Source organism: Aeromonas sp. 102P (genome assembly GCF_051920345.1).
Taxonomy (GTDB): domain Bacteria; phylum Pseudomonadota; class Gammaproteobacteria; order Enterobacterales; family Aeromonadaceae; genus Aeromonas; species Aeromonas veronii.
In genome coordinates this window covers 1,439,412-1,458,125 of the sequence record NZ_JBQBCZ010000001.1, presented here as the reverse complement: position 1 = coordinate 1,458,125, position 18,714 = coordinate 1,439,412, and the positions used below count along the sequence as shown (strand labels likewise).

14 protein-coding genes and 7 tRNA genes are annotated in these 18,714 nt (G+C 60.1%); 5 read left to right on the top strand and 16 right to left on the bottom strand.

Annotation, left to right across the window (positions count from 1 at the left end; genetic code table 11):
• Positions 1-32: 32 nt before the first annotated feature.
• The 7 genes from epd to ACTG1K_RS06995 all read right to left on the bottom strand — a co-directional run bounded on the left by epd (position 33) and on the right by ACTG1K_RS06995 (position 9,388).
• Positions 33-1,043: an erythrose-4-phosphate dehydrogenase gene (epd, locus tag ACTG1K_RS07025; RefSeq protein WP_201991989.1), complete on the bottom strand. Its 1,011-nt coding sequence runs from the start codon at positions 1,041-1,043 to the stop codon at positions 33-35.
• Positions 1,044-1,103: 60 nt separating this feature from the next.
• Entirely contained in the window at positions 1,104-2,033 is a 930-nt protein-coding gene (locus tag ACTG1K_RS07020; RefSeq protein ID WP_440005001.1) for an ROK family protein, read from the bottom strand.
• 111 nt (positions 2,034-2,144) lie between these two features.
• Positions 2,145-3,212 carry a uroporphyrinogen decarboxylase gene (gene hemE, locus ACTG1K_RS07015; RefSeq protein WP_440005000.1) on the bottom strand — a complete coding sequence of 356 codons (1,068 nt, stop codon included), beginning with the start codon at positions 3,210-3,212 and terminating at the stop codon, positions 2,145-2,147.
• A 182-nt stretch (positions 3,213-3,394) separates the two neighbouring features.
• On the bottom strand, positions 3,395-4,174 hold the full coding sequence (nudC, locus tag ACTG1K_RS07010) for an NAD(+) diphosphatase (protein WP_440004999.1): 780 nt from the start codon (positions 4,172-4,174) through the stop codon (positions 3,395-3,397).
• Between the two features lie 233 nt (positions 4,175-4,407).
• Positions 4,408-7,572: a bifunctional proline dehydrogenase/L-glutamate gamma-semialdehyde dehydrogenase PutA gene (putA, locus tag ACTG1K_RS07005; protein WP_440004998.1), complete on the bottom strand. Its 3,165-nt coding sequence runs from the start codon at positions 7,570-7,572 to the stop codon at positions 4,408-4,410.
• Between the two features lie 311 nt (positions 7,573-7,883).
• Positions 7,884-8,489 (bottom strand): TIGR04211 family SH3 domain-containing protein, encoded by a 606-nt coding sequence (locus ACTG1K_RS07000; RefSeq protein ID WP_429148024.1) that lies wholly within the window; start codon positions 8,487-8,489, stop codon positions 7,884-7,886.
• Positions 8,490-8,635: 146 nt separating this feature from the next.
• Positions 8,636-9,388, bottom strand: coding sequence for a potassium channel family protein (locus ACTG1K_RS06995; protein WP_005354446.1), 753 nt, complete (start codon positions 9,386-9,388; stop codon positions 8,636-8,638).
• Between the two features lie 101 nt (positions 9,389-9,489).
• Here ACTG1K_RS06995 and ACTG1K_RS06990 point away from each other — a divergent pair, with 101 nt between their 5' ends.
• Positions 9,490-10,740 (top strand): methyl-accepting chemotaxis protein, encoded by a 1,251-nt coding sequence (locus tag ACTG1K_RS06990; protein ID WP_236382552.1) that lies wholly within the window; start codon positions 9,490-9,492, stop codon positions 10,738-10,740.
• A gap of 140 nt (positions 10,741-10,880) precedes the next feature.
• Here the strand turns inward: ACTG1K_RS06990 and gltX are convergent, their stop codons facing one another.
• Entirely contained in the window at positions 10,881-12,296 is a 1,416-nt protein-coding gene (gene gltX / locus ACTG1K_RS06985; protein WP_160881512.1) for a glutamate--tRNA ligase, read from the bottom strand.
• A gap of 273 nt (positions 12,297-12,569) precedes the next feature.
• Between gltX and ACTG1K_RS06980 the strand changes: the two genes are divergently transcribed.
• From ACTG1K_RS06980 to ACTG1K_RS06970, 3 genes are all read left to right on the top strand, one after another.
• Positions 12,570-14,672, top strand: a complete 2,103-nt coding sequence (locus tag ACTG1K_RS06980; protein WP_440004997.1) for a methyl-accepting chemotaxis protein — start codon at positions 12,570-12,572, stop codon at positions 14,670-14,672.
• A 99-nt stretch (positions 14,673-14,771) separates the two neighbouring features.
• Entirely contained in the window at positions 14,772-15,440 is a 669-nt protein-coding gene (locus ACTG1K_RS06975; protein ID WP_159162970.1) for a LysM-like peptidoglycan-binding domain-containing protein, read from the top strand.
• A gap of 274 nt (positions 15,441-15,714) precedes the next feature.
• Positions 15,715-15,924 carry a cold-shock protein gene (locus ACTG1K_RS06970; RefSeq protein WP_005338972.1) on the top strand — a complete coding sequence of 70 codons (210 nt, stop codon included), beginning with the start codon at positions 15,715-15,717 and terminating at the stop codon, positions 15,922-15,924.
• Between the two features lie 230 nt (positions 15,925-16,154).
• Here ACTG1K_RS06970 and ACTG1K_RS06965 read toward each other — a convergent pair.
• The 8 genes from ACTG1K_RS06965 to orn all read right to left on the bottom strand — a co-directional run bounded on the left by ACTG1K_RS06965 (position 16,155) and on the right by orn (position 17,577).
• A tRNA-Gly gene (locus tag ACTG1K_RS06965) sits at positions 16,155-16,230 on the bottom strand.
• A 24-nt stretch (positions 16,231-16,254) separates the two neighbouring features.
• Positions 16,255-16,330, bottom strand: a tRNA-Gly gene (locus tag ACTG1K_RS06960).
• A 24-nt stretch (positions 16,331-16,354) separates the two neighbouring features.
• Positions 16,355-16,430: transfer RNA gene (locus ACTG1K_RS06955), tRNA-Gly, on the bottom strand.
• A gap of 24 nt (positions 16,431-16,454) precedes the next feature.
• Positions 16,455-16,530, bottom strand: a tRNA-Gly gene (locus ACTG1K_RS06950).
• A 25-nt stretch (positions 16,531-16,555) separates the two neighbouring features.
• Positions 16,556-16,631, bottom strand: a tRNA-Gly gene (locus ACTG1K_RS06945).
• Positions 16,632-16,664: 33 nt separating this feature from the next.
• Positions 16,665-16,740: transfer RNA gene (locus ACTG1K_RS06940), tRNA-Gly, on the bottom strand.
• Positions 16,741-16,777: 37 nt separating this feature from the next.
• Positions 16,778-16,853: transfer RNA gene (locus ACTG1K_RS06935), tRNA-Gly, on the bottom strand.
• 178 nt (positions 16,854-17,031) lie between these two features.
• Entirely contained in the window at positions 17,032-17,577 is a 546-nt protein-coding gene (gene orn / locus ACTG1K_RS06930) for an oligoribonuclease (protein WP_151285918.1), read from the bottom strand.
• A gap of 91 nt (positions 17,578-17,668) precedes the next feature.
• On the opposite strand from orn, the gene rsgA reads away from it, so the two are divergent.
• On the top strand, positions 17,669-18,703 hold the full coding sequence (rsgA, locus tag ACTG1K_RS06925) for a small ribosomal subunit biogenesis GTPase RsgA (protein WP_440004996.1): 1,035 nt from the start codon (positions 17,669-17,671) through the stop codon (positions 18,701-18,703).
• Positions 18,704-18,714: the final 11 nt, after the last annotated feature.

Here is an 18,714-nt window from a genome sequence, read left to right as displayed (position 1 = left end):
TTAAAAACAGTAACCTTTCGCCCGGGGCAGGCTCAGCCTGCGGCCATCATGGCCCGGGTGGTATCCAGCATCCGGTTTGCGAAGCCCCATTCGTTATCGCACCACATCAACATCTTGACGAGGTTGGCATCGCTCACCCGGGTCTGGGTACCATCAATGATGCAGGAGTGTGCATCATGATTGAAGTCTACGGAGACCAGCGGTTCTTCCGTGTAATCCAGAATACCGTGTAATGTACCTCTGGATGCCCGTTGCAGGGCTTGATTTACGTCAGTAACTGTCACTTTTTTACGAACAGTAATACTGAGATCCATCGCTGTTACATTGATGGTCGGCACCCGCACCGCGATCGCCTCAAACTTGCCGGCGAAGTGGGGCAGGATACGCTCCAGCCCCTTTGCCAGCTTGGTGTCCACCGGAATGATGGACTGACTGGCAGCACGGGTTCGGCGCAAGTCACTGTGGTAGGCATCGATGACTTGCTGATCATGCATGGCCGAATGAATTGTCGTAATAGTACCACAATTTATCTCGAATTCTCGATGCAATGTTTCAATCACCGGCACCACGCAGTTGGTGGTACAGGAGGCGTTGGAGACGATCCGCTCCCGTCCGGTCAGCACCTGATGGTTAACCCCGTAGACCACGGTGGCATCCACATCCGCATCCGCCGGGTGGGAGAAGAGCACCTTGCCCGCCCCCGCCGACAGATGCAGCTCGGCATCGGCCCGCGAGCCGAACACCCCGGTGCAATCGAGCACCACATCGACCCCCAGCGCCCGCCACGGCAGCTTTGACGGATCCCGCTCGGCAAACAGGGAGATGAGATCCTCCCCCACCAGCATGCTGTTGCCCGCCAGTTGCACCGGATGGTGGAAGCGACCGTGACTGGTATCGTAACGGGTCAGGTGCACCATGGCCTCGGGGGCCGCCAGCTCGTTGATGGCGACGATCTTGATGGTCTTGTCGCGCCCGCTTTCATAGAGGGCTCGCAACACGTTGCGACCGATCCGCCCGTAACCATTGATGGCAATCTTGATCATCGAGAATCCGTTTCCTTGAACCAGCAACAGGGCGGCGCACCGTCCGCCCGGGAGCCCCGGCTACGACAGCAGGGCCTCCTTGAATTCACCGCGGGCCAGCAGTGCGGCCCCGAATACCCCGGCACTGTCACCAAGGGCAGGAGCAATAATGGGGGTTGCGAAGCGGGGATTAAAGAGGAAGGGCAAAATTGTCTGCCGTCCTGCGCTGTAAAGGCTCTGCACATTGCCCACCCCACCACCGATGACGATCACATCTGGGTCGAGAATATTGACCACATTGGCCAGCGCCTGACCAAACAGCAGGTGCAGCCGGTCGATGGTGAGCTTGGCCACATGATCGTGAGCCGTGGCAGCCGCGATTTGGGCAAGCGAGAGGTGGCGCTTGGCCTTCGCCTCGTACCAAGCCTCCAGCGCCGGACCGCTGATCATGGTCTCGACGCAGCCACGCTTGCCGCAGTAGCACTCGGGGCCCTCGGGGGAAAGCACGTTGTGGCCCCACTCACCGGCGATGCCGTGGTGGCCGTTGAGGATCTGGCCGTTGATGACGATGCCGGAGCCGACCCCGGTGCCCATGATGATGCCGAACACCACTTTCGCATCGGGATGGTGCTGGCGCACTGCACCGAGATGGGTTTCTGCCAGCGCGAAGCAGTTGGCGTCATTGGCGATCAGCACCGGCACGCCCAGTTTGCGCTCCAGATCTTCCTTGAACGGCTTGCCGTTGAGCTCGGTGGTGTTGCAGTTCTTCATCAGGCCGGTCTGCGGATCACGCGCCCCCGGCGTGCCCATGCCGATGACGGCCGGGCGCTGGCCAATCTTCTCGGCGCACTCTGCCACCAGCTTGGCGATCTGGCCGATCATATGGTCATAACCGCCCGCCCGCTCGGTGGGGATGCGGTGGCGCAGCAGCACCTCGTCACCCTCCAGCACCACGCATTCACACTTGGTACCGCCAAGATCGATACCCCAATCCAGTGACTTGCTGCTCATCTTGCCTCCTGCACGGGCGCCACGCTCTCGTCGTCGCGGCGCCTTTTTCAATGTAAAACGGGGCCTTGCGGCCCCGGATATCAAACAAACTCTTCTTCTCTCGCCCCGGCCTTAGCGGCCGTGGTACTGGGCGGAGAGCTCGTGTACCGCGTTGACGAACACACCAGCGTGTTCCGGGTTCACATCCTGATGGATGCCGTGGCCGAGGTTGAAGACGTGGCCGTTGCCGTGGCCGAAACCGGCCAGAATGGAGGCGACCTCTTCACGGATGCGAGCCGGAGTGGCGTAGAGCATGGAGGGATCCATGTTGCCCTGCAGCGCCACCTTGTCACCGACCCGACGCTTGGCATCGGCAATGTCGGTGGTCCAGTCCAGACCCAGCGCATCGCACCCGGTGGCGGCGATCTGCTCCAGCCACTGACCGCCGTTCTTGGTGAACAGGGTGACCGGCACGCGGCGACCGTCGTGCTCGCGGATCAGGCCATCGACAATCTTGTGCATGTACTGCAGGGAGAAGTCGCGGTAATCGCGAGGGGTGAGCACGCCGCCCCAAGTGTCGAACACCATGACAGCCTGCGCACCCGCCTTGATCTGGGCGTTGAGATAGCTAATCACGCTGTCGGCCAGCTTGTCGAGCAGCAGGTGCAGGGTTTGCGGCTCCGCGTACATCATCTGCTTGATCTTGGTGAATGCCTTGGAGCTGCCCCCCTCCACCATGTAGGTGGCCAGAGTCCATGGGCTGCCGGAGAAGCCGATGAGCGGCACTTCGCCCTTCAGCTCGCGGCGGATGGTGCGCACCGCGCTCATCACGTAGCCCAGCTCATCTTCCGGATCCGGAATGGGCAGCGCCTGCACGTCGGCCATGGAGGTGATCGGACGCTCGAAACGCGGGCCTTCACCCTGCTCGAAGTAGAGCCCCAGCCCCATGGCATCGGGCACGGTAAGGATGTCGGAGAAGAGGATGGCGGCATCGAGCGGGTAGCGGCGCAGCGGCTGCAGGGTGACTTCACAGGCCAGCTCGGCATTGCGGCACAGAGACATGAAATCCCCCGCCTGGGCGCGAGTCGCCTTGTATTCCGGCAGATAACGGCCAGCCTGGCGCATCATCCATACCGGGGTCATGTCTACATCCTGACGCAGCAGGGCGCGCAGGTATCGATCGTTCTTCAGCTCTTTCATCCCAGTTCCTGAGTTCGTATCACGCATAAAATGGCGGCCATAATACCACTTTGCCCACCGGAGCGGACTGCCCAAAACGTGGCAAATGGGCGCGCGGTTGCAAAGATGTGAAGGGGCGCAAACCAGAGCGCCCCGTTATTAAAATGAAGTGCAAAAAGATTGGCGAAAAGATAAGCGCTTCGTTACCCCTCGCCCGCCAGCGAACGCTCGATCAGCCGCCGGGCAATGGTGCCATGGGGCGGCAAACGCGGCAGCCGGTCGGCGGCGAAGAAAGCGGCGGCAACCAGTTCATCATCCTGCACCCGGATTTCGCCGCTCTCGTAGTCGGCGGTAAAGCCCATCATCAGGCTGTGGGGGAAGGGCCAGGGCTGGCTCGCCACATAGCGCACATTGCGCACCCGGATGCCGCTCTCCTCGAACACCTCCCGCGCCACGCACTGCTCGAGATTCTCCCCCGCCTCCACAAACCCGGCCAGCACGGTATACATGGGATCGTCCGCCTGATAGTGACGGCGATGGGCCGCCAGCAGGATCTCCGGCCCCTTACGCACCGCCACTATGATGCAGGGTGAAATGCGCGGATAGGCCGTGTGGCCGTGGTGGCACACCTGCGCCCACTCCCCCGCCTTCGGGGTCATGGGGGCGCCGCACTCGCCGCAGAAACGGTGAGTACGCCGAAAGGTGGCAAGCTGCCAGGCTCGGCCCGCGAGACGAAACCCCTCTTCATCCCCCGCTACCATCAACTGGCGCAGGGGGGCCATCATAGTCGTGTCGGCCTCAGCCCCCAGATCCAGCAGATAGCAGGGCAGCCCCTGCCACTCGTCGAAACGCTCGAAATGGGCGTCAGCCAGCGCTGTGGGCAGGCACGCTTTACTTCCTTGTGGCACCTCTCCCTGCTGATCGAGCAGTACCAGATGATCGCCCCCCAGCACGAACCAGCGGGCTTGTTCGGTTAATGACATCAGATAAACACTCTCGTTAAAACAAAACCCTGACCACGGCTGGCCGACCAAGGGGCAAACGCCGCAAGAATGGCTCCCATCTTACGACCAGCACGGGTCGCTGACGACCCCGCCGTGGCCGATTGTCCCATTCGTAAAAAACGGATGGTGCAAATGATGGTGCAAATAAAGAGGCCGCCCGAAGGCGGCCCGTTGTTATCCGGTATCCCGTATCCGGCCTCTATCGACGCGGATCAGGCATCGCCCATCGCCAGCAAGGAGGCGTTGCCGCCCACAGCAGTGGTGTTGATGGTTCGGGTCTTCTCGGTAACAAACCGCCCGAGATAGTGGGGGCCACCCGCCTTGGGGCCGGTACCGGAGAGCCCCTGCCCGCCGAACGGCTGCACCCCGACCATGGCGCCGATCTGGTTGCGGTTGATGTAGACGTTGCCCACGTTGATGCGACTCGCCAGCTCTTCAGCGTGGGATTCGTTGCGGCTGTGGATCCCCAGCGTCAGGCCGTAGCCGGTGCCGTTGATGTCGCTGATCACCTTGTCCAGATCCCGGGTGGCGTAGCGCACCACGTGCAGGATGGGGCCGAACTGCTCCTTGGCCAGCTCGCGGATGGAGCCGATCTCCAGTGCGGTCGGCTGAACAAAGTGCCCTTCCATGGTCGCGGCGGGCATCGGCGCCTGGGCAATCAGGCGAGCTCGCGGGATCATCCGGGCCAAATGAGCATCCAGCCCCGCCTTGGCATCGGCATCGATCACCGGGCCTACGTCGGTGTTGTGCTCGGCCGGGTTGCCCACTTTCAGCTCCTGCATGGCGCCGGTGAGGATCTCCAGCACCCGCTCTGCAATCTCCTCCTGCAGATAGAGCACCCGCAGGGCCGAGCAGCGCTGACCGGCGCTCTGGAAGGCGGCGCTCACCACGTCGCGCACCACCTGCTCCGGCAGGGCGGTGGAGTCAACGATCATGGCGTTCTGGCCGCCGGTCTCGGCGATGAGTGGCAGGATGGCGCCATCGCGCTGGGCCAAGGTCATGTTGATGAGCTTGGCGGTCTCGGTGGAGCCGGTGAAGCAGACGCCGCCGATGCGCGAGTCCGCTGTCAGCTTGGCGCCAACAGTCGCACCGTCACCGGGCAGCAGTTGCAGCACGTCGCCCGGAATACCGGCCTGATGGGCCAGAGTCACCGTCAGATGGGCGATAAGGCCGGTCTGCTCCGCCGGTTTGGCGATGACGGTGTTGCCGGTGGCCAGCGCAGCGGCGATTTGGCCGAGGAAAATCGCCAGCGGAAAGTTCCACGGGCTGATGCAGACAAAGACACCGCGCCCCTGCAGGAACAGCTCGTTCTGCTCGCCGGTGTAACCGGGCAGCAGGGTCGCCTGCCCCATCAGGCTGCGGGCCTGCACCGCGTAGTAGCGGCAGAAATCGACCGCTTCACGCACTTCGTCGATGCCATCTTGCAGCAGCTTGCCCGCCTCGCGGGTACAGAGGGAGACAAACTGCTCGCGGTTCGCTTCCAGCAGATCTGCCAGCTTCTCCAGCGCGGCGGCCCGCTCGCTCACCGGGATTTCACGCCAGCGCGGGAAGGCAGCGTAGGCAGATGCCAAGGCCTGCTCCACCGCCTGCTCGTCAGCCCAGTGGATCTTGCCGACGGTGAGGCTCACATCCTGCGGGCTCAGCACGGTGCGAGCCTCGCTGCGCTTGAGGGTCTCGCCATCGACGATGGGGCCCGCCAGCCACTGCTTGCTCTCCAGCTCTTTCAAGCGGGCGAAGAAGGGGCGCTGGATGGAGAGGATGTTCATGTTGACGCCGCTGGAGTTCTTGCGGTCGGTGAAGAGGTTCACCGGCTGCGGAATGCGGTCGTTGGCAAAGCCGGAGTAGCGCTTGAGGGTGCGCAGCGGATGCTCGGCCAGCGAATCGACCGGGGTGTTGGGGTCCACCAGCTTGTGAACAAAGGAGGTGTTGGCCCCGTTCTCCAGCAGGCGGCGCACCAGATAGGGCAGCAGATCCTTGTGCGCGCCGACCGGCGCATAGATGCGGCAGTGCAAACCGGGATTGTCGTTCAGCACGGCGTTGTGCAGCTCCTCCCCCATACCGTGCAGACGCTGGAATTCAAACTGGCGATCACCGGCCATCTCCAGAATGCTGACCACGGTATTGGCGTTGTGGGTGGCAAACTGGGGAGCGATAAAGCCGCGGGTCGGCTCGCTCAGCAGATAACGAGCGCAGGCGAGGTAGGAGATATCGGTACCCGCCTTGCGGGTAAACAGCGGGTAGCCGGGCAGGCCCGCCTGCTGGGCATATTTCAGTTCGCTGTCCCAGTAAGCGCCTTTTACCAGTCGCACCGGAATGAGGTCACCCTGCTCGCGGGCCAGCGCGGTGAGCCAGCAGAGTACCGGCAGCGCGCGCTTGGAGTAAGCCTGCACCACCATGCCGAGCTTGCCCCAGCCACGGTTGGCGTCGGAGCGATAGAGCTGCTCGAACAGATCGAGAGAGAGCTCGAGGCGGTCCATCTCTTCGGCATCGATGCTGATGGCCACATCCTTGTCGCGGGCGAGACGCACCAACCCCACCAGCCGCTCGCACATTTCGCCGAGCACCCGCTCGCGGTTGGCCACGTCATAGCGCGGATGGAGCGCCGACAGCTTGATGGAGATGGAGGGGGCCGGGCCGCCGTCGCTGATCCGCTCGTTGCCCACCGCCTCGATGGCGTTGCGATAATCGGTCAGATATTTATCGGCATCCTGCATGGTCAGCGCCGACTCACCCAGCATGTCGTAGGTGTGGGTGTAACCCAGCTCGCGGGATTTGCGGCTCGCCTTGAGCGCCTCTTTCATGTCGCGCCCCAGCACGAACTGCTTGCCCATGATCTTCATGGCGGCGTACATGGCGGAGCGCACCACCGGCTCGCCCAGCTTGTTGACCATCCGCCCCAGCAGGTTGGCCGGGTTGCCATCGAGCTTCTTGTCGAGCTTGATGATCTTGCCGGTCAGCATCAGCCCCCAGGTGGAGGCGTTGACCAGAGTAGAGTCGCTCTTGCGGAAATGGGATGACCAGTTGGCGCCGGAGAGCTTGTCCTTAATCAGGGCGTCGGCGGTCTCGGCATCAGGAATGCGCAGCAGCGCCTCGGCCAGACACATCAGGATGATCCCCTCCTGGGTATCCAGGCTGTACTCCTGCAGGAAGGCGTCGATACCGTCACCGGAGCCGCTCTCCTTGCGCACCTTGGTCACCAGAGTACGGGCACGCTGGGTCACCTGCTCCAGCGAGGCGCCATCCCCCGGCAGCATGGCCGACAGTTCGGCCAGATAGGCATTTTCATCCACCACGTAGTTTTGGGTGATGGCTTCGCGCAGGGCGGCCAGATCGGAGGGGATATAGTCAGCGGCAAGCACTTGAGTAGCTTTGAACATATGGGGTCTTCCTGTACGCCCTAGGGCTGATATCGACAAAGGCGGACGTGCCGCCGAAACGCCGATAATGTATACAATGTTGCACCCTATATGAAATGAATTTGTTGCCAATCTTTAACAAAGATCGCTCATTCCCCCCATGAATTCCCTTTTGAAGCCAATACGCCAGCAAGCGTGAGGGCCATCTGACTTCATTTTGTATACGATCTGCCGCCGCTCTATCGCAAAGCAGCCACGCATCCGCCCAATGCGCCCAAAAAAGAAGGGCCGCCACGGCGACCCTTCTCAGCAATTCATTCAGCCAGATGCTATCAGTTCATCCAGCGATCGCCACGGCTGCGACGACGGGGCAGCATCGGCAGCAGGATGCCGAGCAGGATCCCCGCCCCCACCATGGCACCACCACGGATAAACCAGTCCATCTGCATGTCATGCTCCTGGTTGTCGTAGCTCTGGGTCAGGGCATCATTCTGTTCTTTGAGATTGCTCATCTCCTCACCCTGACTGACCAGCTGGGCCTTGAGGGCGGCGATCTCCTTGCTCTGGGCAGCGATCTGACTATCCTTCTCGGTGAAGCGTTTCTCGTTGTCACCGTTAAGGTTCTGCAAGCGATCTTTAAGCTCATCGCGCTCTTTTTCCACCTGGGGCAGACGCTCGCGCAGGCTGATCTGGCTCTGCAGTTCGCTGTTCTTGATCCACCCCTCGCGGCCACGACCGTCCACCACCTGGGTGAAACCGGCCTCGCTGTTCACCGCCTTTACCTCCAGCGGTTCACCAGCCTTGACGCTGCCAAGGATCCGGTACTGGGTACCCGGGCCATTGTGGATATAGGTAAAGATGTTGTCTGAAACATAACGGGTATCGGCCAGTGCCTGTTGGGCACACAAGCAGATCAAAATCCCGAGAAGGGCGCGCATGGTCGATCGGTTCTCTTTTTCAGGTTTGGACAAGAGGTTGAATGTTAAGCCGCCAGCAGGTTAAAGGACAAGCAAAGAAAAAGCACCTCCCCCGGGATAATACGCGCAGAGTTGCGAGTCACCTCGCAACTTGCCCGTCTGCGGCCTCACTTGTTTTTCAGCTCCTGCACCTCGCTGCGCAGGGCACGGATCTCCCGCAGCAGTTCCTCTTGTTGGTTGTTGTAGTGATGACGCCACTTGTCGGTCTCGCCATCCCCCTTGTTGGGCTGCAAAAACAGGCTGGCCATGAAACCGCTGATGGCACCGAACAGACCGACCCCGAACAGGATCAGCAGGCTGGCGACAAACCGCCCCTCCTCGGTCTTGGGCACCAGATCGCCGTAACCCACTGTCGAGAGGGTCACCAGCGTCCACCAGAACGCGTCATAGGGTGTCTCAATCTGGCTGCCGGGCTGGCCTGACTCAATCCAGTACATGACGCCGGAACCCACCCCCAGCAGCAGGAAGAAGAGGAACAGGATGCCGGAAAGAGTGGTCTCGTTGCGCTCGCGACGGAACATGGCCCAGAGATCCGGGTGCTCCTTGAACAGCTGATAGACCCGCCACAACTGGATCAACCGCGCCCAGCGCAGTTGCTCCGCCATCGGCAGGCTACCCGGCAGATAGATCCAGTTGGCCTTGAAATAGGCCTTGCGATCGGAGGCCCGGATCCAGCCATAAGCAAAGTGCGCGAGGAAGAAGTAGCAGATCAGACTGTCGAGGTCATAGAAGAGCTGCAGGGTCTGTGGTGTCAGGCTCTCATGGCCCCACCAGCGGGCCGTCACCAGCACAACCGAGATAATCGACAGAAATGCCATCAGCAGATCCATCGCCCGCAGATGAGTTAAGTGATGTCGCATACATTTTCCAACTTTAAGCACAGTGCAAATTAATAAAAGAGAAGATAATGCCGATAGTCCTGAGGGCAAAGGAAAAAACGGCTTTTAAAAGGAGAATGACAATGCAGCTGAACCTGCTGGAGAAAAGAATGAGCAACATCCGGTTGGTACCCAAAGTGGTGCTGCTGATGGTGTTCAGTACCCTCCTGCTACTGACAAAACTCTGGTTTGACGCCAACAATCTGGAAGCGACCCTGCTCAGCGAAGGGCTCGATCCCGCCAAGGCGGATGCGATCTCCAATCGCCTGCTCTGGACCGGTCTGATGGAGACCGCCATCATGGGGCTGCTGTTCGTGATCCTGCTGCTCACCGGCTCCCGCCTGATGGTCAAGCAGGTGCACTATCTGGTGGGCCTGCTGGAACGCTTCGCCAAGCGGGACCTCAGCCACAAGGTACTGCTCAAGTCTCGTGACGAATTCGGTGACATCGCCAAGGCGGTCTCTCACTCGCAGGAGAACCTCAAAGAGGTGTTTGGCAACCAGCGCGCCGCCTGCAAGGAGCTCAATGACATCGCCTCCCAGGTGACCCTTTGCATGGAAGAGGCCAACGAAGCGATCAACGAAGAGTTCACCCAGATCGAACAGCTGGCCAGCGCCATGAGCCAGATGGTCGGCGCCATTCGCGAAGTGGCCGCCCATGCGGATCAGGCCTCTCACGCCACCGCCGAAACCAGCCAGCTGGCGGAAGAGGGGAGCCGCTGCGTCGCCGATACCGTCAGCACCATCGACACCCTCTCCGGCAACATCCAGCGCTCCGCCACCGTGGTCAACGAGGTGGAGCAGGGGGTCGAGCGCATTGGCTCTGTGGTCGACACCATTCGCGGCATCTCGGAGCAGACCAACCTGCTGGCACTGAACGCCGCCATCGAAGCGGCTCGCGCCGGTGAAGCGGGTCGTGGCTTTGCCGTGGTGGCCTCCGAAGTGCGTGAACTGGCCAACCGGGCTCAGGCCGCCACCGTCGAAATCCAGAAGATGATCGAACAGCTGCAGGGCAATGCCCACCAGGCTGGCGAACTGATGGCCCAAAGCGTACAGCAGGCCGACAAGGGGGTGGAACAGGTGACCCAGGCCGGTACCCAGCTCGCCACCATAGTGCAGCGGGTACAGGGTGTCGCCGACATGAACCGCCACATCGCCGCCGCCTCCGAGCAACAAAGCTCGGTCGCCGAAGAGATGCGCGGCAATCTGGAACAGGTCAAGCAGATCGCCGAAGGCTCCGTCGTGGTGCTGCGCGAACTGCAAGAGGCCTCCGAACTGGTCGAGCAGCACAGCAAGGCGCTCGACAGCCAGATCCAGTCCTTCAAGCTGGTCTGACAGCTCGTCCAGGTCGGGCATGACCGCCATTATGCCCCGCCACCGCTCTGGCCATAAAAAAATCCGAAACCAGTGGTTTCGGATTTTTTCTATCGGACAAAGGGCAGGCTCGGCTATCGCCTCGCCCACTCTTGCACAACTTACTCGGCAGCCATGCGGGCTTCGATGTAAGCCAGTGCACGGTCGATACGCGCCAGTACACGCTCTTTGCCCACCAGTGCCATTACGGCGTCGATGGCAGGGGATTGGCCCAGACCGGTGACGGCCACACGCAGCGGCATACCAACCTTGCCCATACCCTGACCCAGCTCGGCAGCGGTCGCTTCAATCAGCTCGTGCAGCGCTTCGGTGGTCCAGCTATCCAGTGCAGCCAGCTTGGTCTTGGCCAGAGCCAGCGGCTCGGCAGCTACGCCACGCAGGTGCTTCTTGGCAGCCGCTTCGTCGATCGCCTCAAAATCTTCGAACAGATAGCGGCTCTGGGCGGCCATCTCAACCAGGGTGTTGCAGCGCTCGGCCAGCAGGGTCACCACGTCGGCCAGAGCCGGGCCATTGCTGGTGTCGATCTTCTGGTTTTCCATGTGCCATGCCAGATGCTTGGCCACATAAGCCGGCTCCAGGCTGCGCATGTAGTGGTTGTTCAGCCACAGCAGCTTGTCGGTATTGAAGGCAGAGGCGGACTTGGAGATGGCATCCAGGCTGAACAGCTTGATCATCTCTTCCAGGCTGAAGATCTCCTGATCGCCGTGGGACCAGCCCAGACGTACCAGATAGTTCAGCAGCGCTTCCGGCAGGTAGCCGTCGTCGCGGTACTGCATCACAGAAACGGCACCGTGGCGCTTGGAGAGCTTGGCACCGTCGTCACCCAGGATCATGGAGACGTGGGCAAACTCCGGCACCGGCGCATTCAGCGCCTTGTAGATGTTGATCTGGCGCGGGGTGTTGTTGATGTGGTCTTCACCACGCACTACGTGGGTGATCTCCATATCCCAGTCATCGACCACTACGCAGAAGTTGTAGGTCGGCGCGCCGTCGGTACGGCGGATAATCAGATCGTCCAGCTCGGTGTTGGCAAACTCGATGCGGCCACGGACGTGGTCATCGAACACTACAGAACCTTCGGTCGGGTTGCGGAAGCGGATCACGTGCGGCGCATCGGCCGGGTGATCGTGGGCGTGGTCGCGGCACTTTCCGTCATAACGGGGCTTCTCGCCGTTGGCCATCTGGCCTTCACGCAGCGCTTCCAGACGCTCTTTGGAGCAATAGCACTTGTAGGCGCGGCCATCGGCCAGCATCTCGTCGATCAGACCGTTGTAGCGATCGAAGCGCTTGGTCTGGTAGTAGGGGCCCTCATCCCAGTTCAGCTCCAGCCATTCCATGCCCTCAATGATGGCGTCGATCGCCTCCTGAGTGGAACGTTCCAGGTCGGTATCCTCAATACGCAGCACGAACTCACCGCCCTGGTTCTTTGCAAACAACCAGGAATAGAGTGCGGTACGGGCACCGCCGACATGCAAAAAGCCGGTCGGGCTGGGAGCAAAACGGGTTTTGACTTTCATCTTTAAGCCTTGTGTAGAGGGCCTTGGGCCAATTCGTTAAAAAAACCGTCGCATTTTAGCACCGACAATCACGGATGGGAAAACCATGACGCCATTGCGGGCTAAAGTAGGGGATTAAATCTGTCGCCATTTGCATCTGTAGCCCGATATTTGAAGAGGATCGCAAAACAGAAGCCCCGTTTCCGATTTGCTATGCACAATGCTGGAGAGCTGCCTCCTCCGGTCGATACCCAAATAACGCTCACCACACTTCTCACGAACAAGGAAGAGACGATGCAGTTCCGTTCTATCCAGAATCGCATTCTAGTGATGGCCGGGATCGCCATGACCGCAGCCCTGGTCATCCTGATCCTGCTCAACCAATACTCCGGCAAACAGACCCAACAACTCACCATCAGCTCCAGCCGTGAAGCGCTGCAGCAGGAGGCATGGCAAAAGGTCAGCGCCAATGCCCGCGCCGAGGCGGCCACCATCACCCAGCTGCTGCAAAAAGGGCTCTCCTACACCCAGCAGATGGCCAGCACCCTCGCCCTGCAACAGCAAGGCAAACTGCCGCTGGATCGCCAGCAGGCCACCGACCTGCTCAAGGCACAACTGGCGTTGGAGCCCCAGCTTTATGGCGCCTTCGCCGGCTTCGAGCCCAACGGTTTCGACGGTCAGGATGCCAGCTTTGCCGGTCAGACCGCGCTCGGTAGCGACAGCAAGGGGCGCTTCGTGCCCTACTTCTATCGCGACAAGGATCAAATCGGCACCGATCTGCTGCTCTCCATCGAAAAAACCGACCCGGACGAATTCGGCAATCCCGCCAACGACTACTACGCCTGCCCGAAACGGGAAGGGCGCTCCTGCCTGATCGATCCCTTCAAGGTGGATATCAATGGTCAGCAGGTGCTGGTGAGCACCATCACCACCCCCATCATGGTAAATGGTCAGTTCAAGGGGATCGCAGCGCTCGATCTGGCGGTGGACTCCATCAGCCGTCAGGCCAAGAGCCTCAACAGCAATATCTATGACGGCAAGGGCGAAACCCTGATCGTCAGCGCCGCCGGTGTCATCACCGGCACCAGCGGTGATGCCAGCCTGCTCGGCAGCAGCGCAAGTAAGGTGCTGGGCAACCAGTGGCAACAGTACCTGAAACCGGAAGTTCAGCGTCAGGAGCTGGACGAGTCATTCCGCATTTCCGTCCCCATCATGGTGCCGGGAATGAGCCGCAACTGGGCCATCATCGTCACCCTGCCCTACAAGGTGGTACTGGCGGGGGCCGATCAACTGGAAAGCCAGCTGAGCGACATGAACCAGGCAGCCATGACCCAGCAATTGGTGGGCGCCGTTATCGTACTAGTGCTGGCGCTGGCCACCATGCTGGTGATTGCCCGCAGCATCACTGGCCCCATCCGTCAGATGGTCAGCCTGGTGGATGACATCGCCGATGGGGAAGGGGATCTCACCAAGCGCCTCGCAACCCGCTCGGTGGATGAGCTGGGGGATCTCGCCAAGGGGATCAACCGCTTTATCGACAAGCTGCAAGGGTTGCTCGGGGATGTGCTCAAGACTGCCAGCGAGGTGAACCGCTACGCCGGTGACACCGATCGCATTGCCGGTCAGACCGACAACAATCTGCAGCATCATCAGGCCGAGATGGAGCAGATGCTGACCGCGGTACAGGAGATGTCCTACGTCAGTCAGGAGGTCGCCACCCACGCCAACAATACCGCCGACTCGGCTAAACAGGCGCAAAGCGCTGCCGATCAGGGCAAGGAGCGCTTCCAGCAGGTGATCCAGTCGATGCACAAGGTCGCGGCAGAAGCCGGTAAAGGGGCCGAAGTGGTGGAAGGGCTGGCTCACGACAGCGCCCAGATCACCAGCATCCTCACCGTCATTCAGGGGATTGCCGATCAGACCAACCTGCTTGCCCTCAACGCCGCCATCGAGGCAGCGCGGGCCGGTGAGCAGGGACGCGGTTTCGCGGTGGTTGCCGACGAGGTGCGCAAACTGGCGGGCAACACCCAGCAGGCGGTACAGAACACCCAGGAGCTGATCGAGAAAATCCGCTTGAGCTCCACCAATGCAGTCAACGCCATCACCCAGAGCCAGCAGCTGACCCATCAGGCGGTGAGCGAAGCGGATCTGGCGGAAGAAGCGCTCGGCAGCATCTACCAGGCCATCTCCACCATCAACGACATGACCTATCAGATCGCCTCCGCCGCCGAAGAGCAGAGCTCTGTCTCAGAAACCGTCTCCGGCAACCTGTCAAAAACCAACGCACTGGCCAACGACATTGCTCAGGATGCGACCGAAACGGCCAAAGCCAGTCAGGCTTTGCGTCAGGCTGCCGACAAATTGCAGCAATTATTGGGTCAATTTCGTCTCAGTTGATAATTTTCCGCCTCAGGACTCTCCCCCTCGGGGGCGAGTCCGTTTACCATAGGCGACGAATTTGCCTGATGGCAGGCAATGTAGTGAGAGGTAAATGCCGTGCCCACCCCGGACCGTCGCCCACGAGGCCATAACAGACGAGCCCAGCAGCGTCGCCAAGACGAATCACAAGGATCCCTGCTCCATCGCATCAATGCCGCGACCCTGTCCCTGCGCCAACGTTTTGGCCAAGGGATGAGCAACCTCGGCCAACGTCGCCAGGATGCCAAAGCAGGCAAATTCAAGCTGTCCAGCCCGTTGCCCCACAAAAACACCATAGGTCTGCTGATCCTGATCCCGCTCTGGTTGCTGGTACTGGCCTGGGAGCCGGCACCATCCGCTCCCAAAGCAGCCCCTTCCGGCTCGCTGGAAGTGCCGCTGGCCGTACCTGCTCAAGCTCTAACTGTCGGTAATGGCGCGGCAGGCGGTGCGCCCGTGGCAGCCAAGCCGGTCGAAGAGAAGGTCAACGGCACCTGGCTGCAACACGATGTGCAGGCGGGTGAAACCCTCTACTCCATCTGGCGTAAATTCGAGTTGCCGGGTGCCGAGCTGAGCCGCCTGATCGCCATTGAGGGGCCGGATCGCCCCCTGACCCGCCTGCAATCGGGCCGCTCTATCTTCATCCTGGTGGACGACACCCGCCGCATCCAGCGGGTGGAGATCCGCTCCTACGGTCAGGCAGTCTACCGCTACGACCGGCAGGGCGAAGGGTTCGCCCTCAAGGAATAACAAAAACGGGAGGCGCTGGCTTCCCGTTTTTTTCAGTCAAATATCTTCAAATAAGCTACTGACTTCACAATATTTTTAGCTTGTTCAAAAAACGAAAGGGGTCAAATTGACAAGGATCGGCGCTAACGTACAATCGTTTGTGCTTTAGACAGGGATTGTTCTACGTGCTACTGGGACAAAGAGACGTGGTCAGTCATGAGCCAACCCCTGATTGCAAGGCAAATGCAGCCCAGCACGGGCTTAGTTTCATTTTGTTATTGATAGGATTTAGCACATGTCTGACATTCGCACCGGCCAGGTAAAATGGTTCAACGAAACCAAGGGTTTTGGCTTTATTGAACAATCCCAAGGTCCGGACGTATTCGTTCACTTCTCCTCCATCCAGAGCACCGGTTTCAAAACCCTGGCTGAAGGTCAAAAAGTCCAGTTCACTGTGACCCAGGGCAAAAAAGGCCCTCAGGCTGAGAACGTTACTCTGGTCTAAGCCCGCGCCAGTGAATCATGCAGGAGGAGCCAAGGCCCCTCCTCTTTTTTGCCCGCAATTCTCGCCTTCCACCACCTGTCACAACCGCTTGCCTCGATCAGCCCACAGAGTCCCCCCCCCTGTTTGCAGAAGGCGGCTGAGACACGCTGAGTAAACGCCAGATACGACAAAGCATCGCAGCGCGATGTGAAGGGCAATTCAAAGGGATTATGAAAACTTCGAAGAGAGATTGGAGCGGGAAACGAGACTCGAACTCGCGACCCCGACCTTGGCAAGGTCGTGCTCTACCAACTGAGCTATTCCCGCAACAGAATGTCATTTACAAGTGATTGGAGCGGGAAACGAGACTCGAACTCGCGACCCCGACCTTGGCAAGGTCGTGCTCTACCAACTGAGCTATTCCCGCAACGGAATGTCACTTACAAATGTTTGGAGCGGGAAACGAGACTCGAACTCGCGACCCCGACCTTGGCAAGGTCGTGCTCTACCAACTGAGCTATTCCCGCAACAGAATGTCATCTGCAAGTGATTGGAGCGGGAAACGAGACTCGAACTCGCGACCCCGACCTTGGCAAGGTCGTGCTCTACCAACTGAGCTATTCCCGCATCGGAATATCACTTACAAATTTTTTGGAGCGGGAAACGAGACTCGAACTCGCGACCCCGACCTTGGCAAGGTCGTGCTCTACCAACTGAGCTATTCCCGCAACAATTTGGTTGTCTTTAGGCTGGCTGATGATTGGAGCGGGAAACGAGACTCGAACTCGCGACCCCGACCTTGGCAAGGTCGTGCTCTACCAACTGAGCTATTCCCGCATCGGGCTGGTTTGCACCAGTGTCATCATCAGATTTTTGGAGCGGGAAACGAGACTCGAACTCGCGACCCCGACCTTGGCAAGGTCGTGCTCTACCAACTGAGCTATTCCCGCAACTACCTTAAAACAGGCCGTACAGCATTTGGTTGCTTGCGCTACTGTACGGGAGCCGAATTATAAGAGCAGTCATTCCAATTGCAAGGGCTTTTTTGTCTGGTTGCGCGCGTTCGCTCAAAAGCTGGCCGAACTGTCGATTTTAGCAGCCAGAGTATGACAACCCCTTGCCGGGGAATCAGATCTTGAAGACGTGGCTGCGATAGAACTGCAGCTCGGCGATGGATTCGCGGATATCGTCCAGCGCCTGATGGGTACCGCTCTTCTTGAACTGATCCAGCAGTTCCGGCTGCCAGCGGCGTACCAGCTCCTTGATGGTGCTGACGTCGACGTTGCGGTAGTGGAAGAAGGCTTCCAGCTCGGCCATGTGCTTGACCATGAAGCGGCGATCCTGACCGATGCTGTTGCCGCACAGCGGGCTGGTGCGCTCCGGCACCCACTGGCGAATGAAGTCGAGGGTCTCGGCAATGGCTTTCGCCTCGTCGTGCTGACTCGCCTTGACCCGGGCCACCAGACCGCTCTTGGTATGGGTGTTGACGTTCCACTCGTCCATCTTGGCAAGCTCTTCATCACTCTGATGAATGGCAATGACCGGCCCTTCGGCCAGTACGTTCAGATCCTTGTCGGTGACTATGGTGGCAATCTCCAGTACCACGTTCTCTTCGGGGTCGAGACCCGTCATCTCCATGTCGATCCATACCAGGTTCTGCGCGCTGACTGTCATGATTGCTCTCTCTATTGGGAGGAATGGCGGAATTTTGCCAATTTGCATGTATCATACTGGCTTTGGATCTGTTCATAAACTGGCGAATCGAGTGGCAAAGAAAGCAAAACTCAATCTGGGTCAACAAAGGCGCGTCCAGGCCAACCGCGAACGGCGGCTGCAAAAAGATCACACCACAGTGGTGGATGACACCCTGTTTGGCCCCGCCATCGAAGGGGTGGTGATCAGCCGTTTTGGTCAGCACGCAGACGTGGAAGCGGTCGATGGCACCATCCACCGCAGCAACCTGCGGCGCAGCAGCATCAGCAGTCTGGTGTGTGGCGACAAGGTAGTGTGGCGTCCCGGCCTCAATGCCGCGACAGCGGGCGTCATCGAGGCGGTGCATCCGCGCCACTCGGTACTGACCCGGCCGGACTTCTACGACGGGGTCAAACCCATCGCCGCCAATATCGACCAGATCATCATCGTCTCGGCGGTGATGCCCGAGTTCTCCACCAACATCGTCGACCGCTATCTGGTGGCCGCCGAGGATGTGGAGATCCGCCCCCTCATCGTGCTGAACAAGGTCGACATGCTCGATGATGCCGCCAGATCGCGCATCGAAGGCCAGCTCGAAACCTACCGCAAACTCAATTACGAGGTGCTGCTGGTGAGCTGCGAGAGCGGCGAAGGGCTGGATGAGCTTAAAGCCGCTCTGACCGACAAGATCAGCATCTTCGTCGGCCAGTCCGGGGTGGGCAAGTCGTCGCTCACCAACGCCCTGATGCCGGGGCTGGATGTACTCACCGGCGAGATCTCCGAAAACTCGGGGCTCGGCCAGCACACCACCACCACGGCGCGGCTCTACCACTTCCCGAGCGGTGGCGATCTGATCGACTCCCCGGGGATCCGCGAGTTCGCCCTCTGGCATCTGGAGGCCGACCGCATCACCTGGTGCTTCGTCGAGTTTCGCGACTATCTGGGTGGTTGCAAGTTCCGCGACTGTACCCACAAGGACGATCCCGGCTGTGCCCTGCGCGCCGCGGTCGACGCGGGCGCCATCAGCGCCGATCGCTTCCACAACTATCACCGCATCCTGGAAACCATGCAGGAAGCCCGTCACGGTCGCCAGCAAGCGCGCCTGTGACCCTAATAAAC

What these genes read in the sequence shown, in the direction of transcription:
- epd (WP_201991989.1), bottom strand. Translation starts at nt 1,043, where the DNA reads ATGATCAAGATTGCCATCAATGGTTACGGGCGGATCGGTCGCAACGTG.
- ACTG1K_RS07020 (WP_440005001.1), bottom strand. Translation starts at nt 2,033, where the DNA reads ATGAGCAGCAAGTCACTGGATTGGGGTATCGATCTTGGCGGTACCAAG.
- hemE (WP_440005000.1), bottom strand. Translation starts at nt 3,212, where the DNA reads ATGAAAGAGCTGAAGAACGATCGATACCTGCGCGCCCTGCTGCGTCAG.
- nudC (WP_440004999.1), bottom strand. Translation starts at nt 4,174, where the DNA reads ATGTCATTAACCGAACAAGCCCGCTGGTTCGTGCTGGGGGGCGATCAT.
- putA (WP_440004998.1), bottom strand. Translation starts at nt 7,572, where the DNA reads ATGTTCAAAGCTACTCAAGTGCTTGCCGCTGACTATATCCCCTCCGAT.
- ACTG1K_RS07000 (WP_429148024.1), bottom strand. Translation starts at nt 8,489, where the DNA reads ATGCGCGCCCTTCTCGGGATTTTGATCTGCTTGTGTGCCCAACAGGCA.
- ACTG1K_RS06995 (WP_005354446.1), bottom strand. Translation starts at nt 9,388, where the DNA reads ATGCGACATCACTTAACTCATCTGCGGGCGATGGATCTGCTGATGGCA.
- ACTG1K_RS06990 (WP_236382552.1), top strand. Translation starts at nt 9,490, where the DNA reads ATGCAGCTGAACCTGCTGGAGAAAAGAATGAGCAACATCCGGTTGGTA.
- gltX (WP_160881512.1), bottom strand. Translation starts at nt 12,296, where the DNA reads ATGAAAGTCAAAACCCGTTTTGCTCCCAGCCCGACCGGCTTTTTGCAT.
- ACTG1K_RS06980 (WP_440004997.1), top strand. Translation starts at nt 12,570, where the DNA reads ATGCAGTTCCGTTCTATCCAGAATCGCATTCTAGTGATGGCCGGGATC.
- ACTG1K_RS06970 (WP_005338972.1), top strand. Translation starts at nt 15,715, where the DNA reads ATGTCTGACATTCGCACCGGCCAGGTAAAATGGTTCAACGAAACCAAG.
- orn (WP_151285918.1), bottom strand. Translation starts at nt 17,577, where the DNA reads ATGACAGTCAGCGCGCAGAACCTGGTATGGATCGACATGGAGATGACG.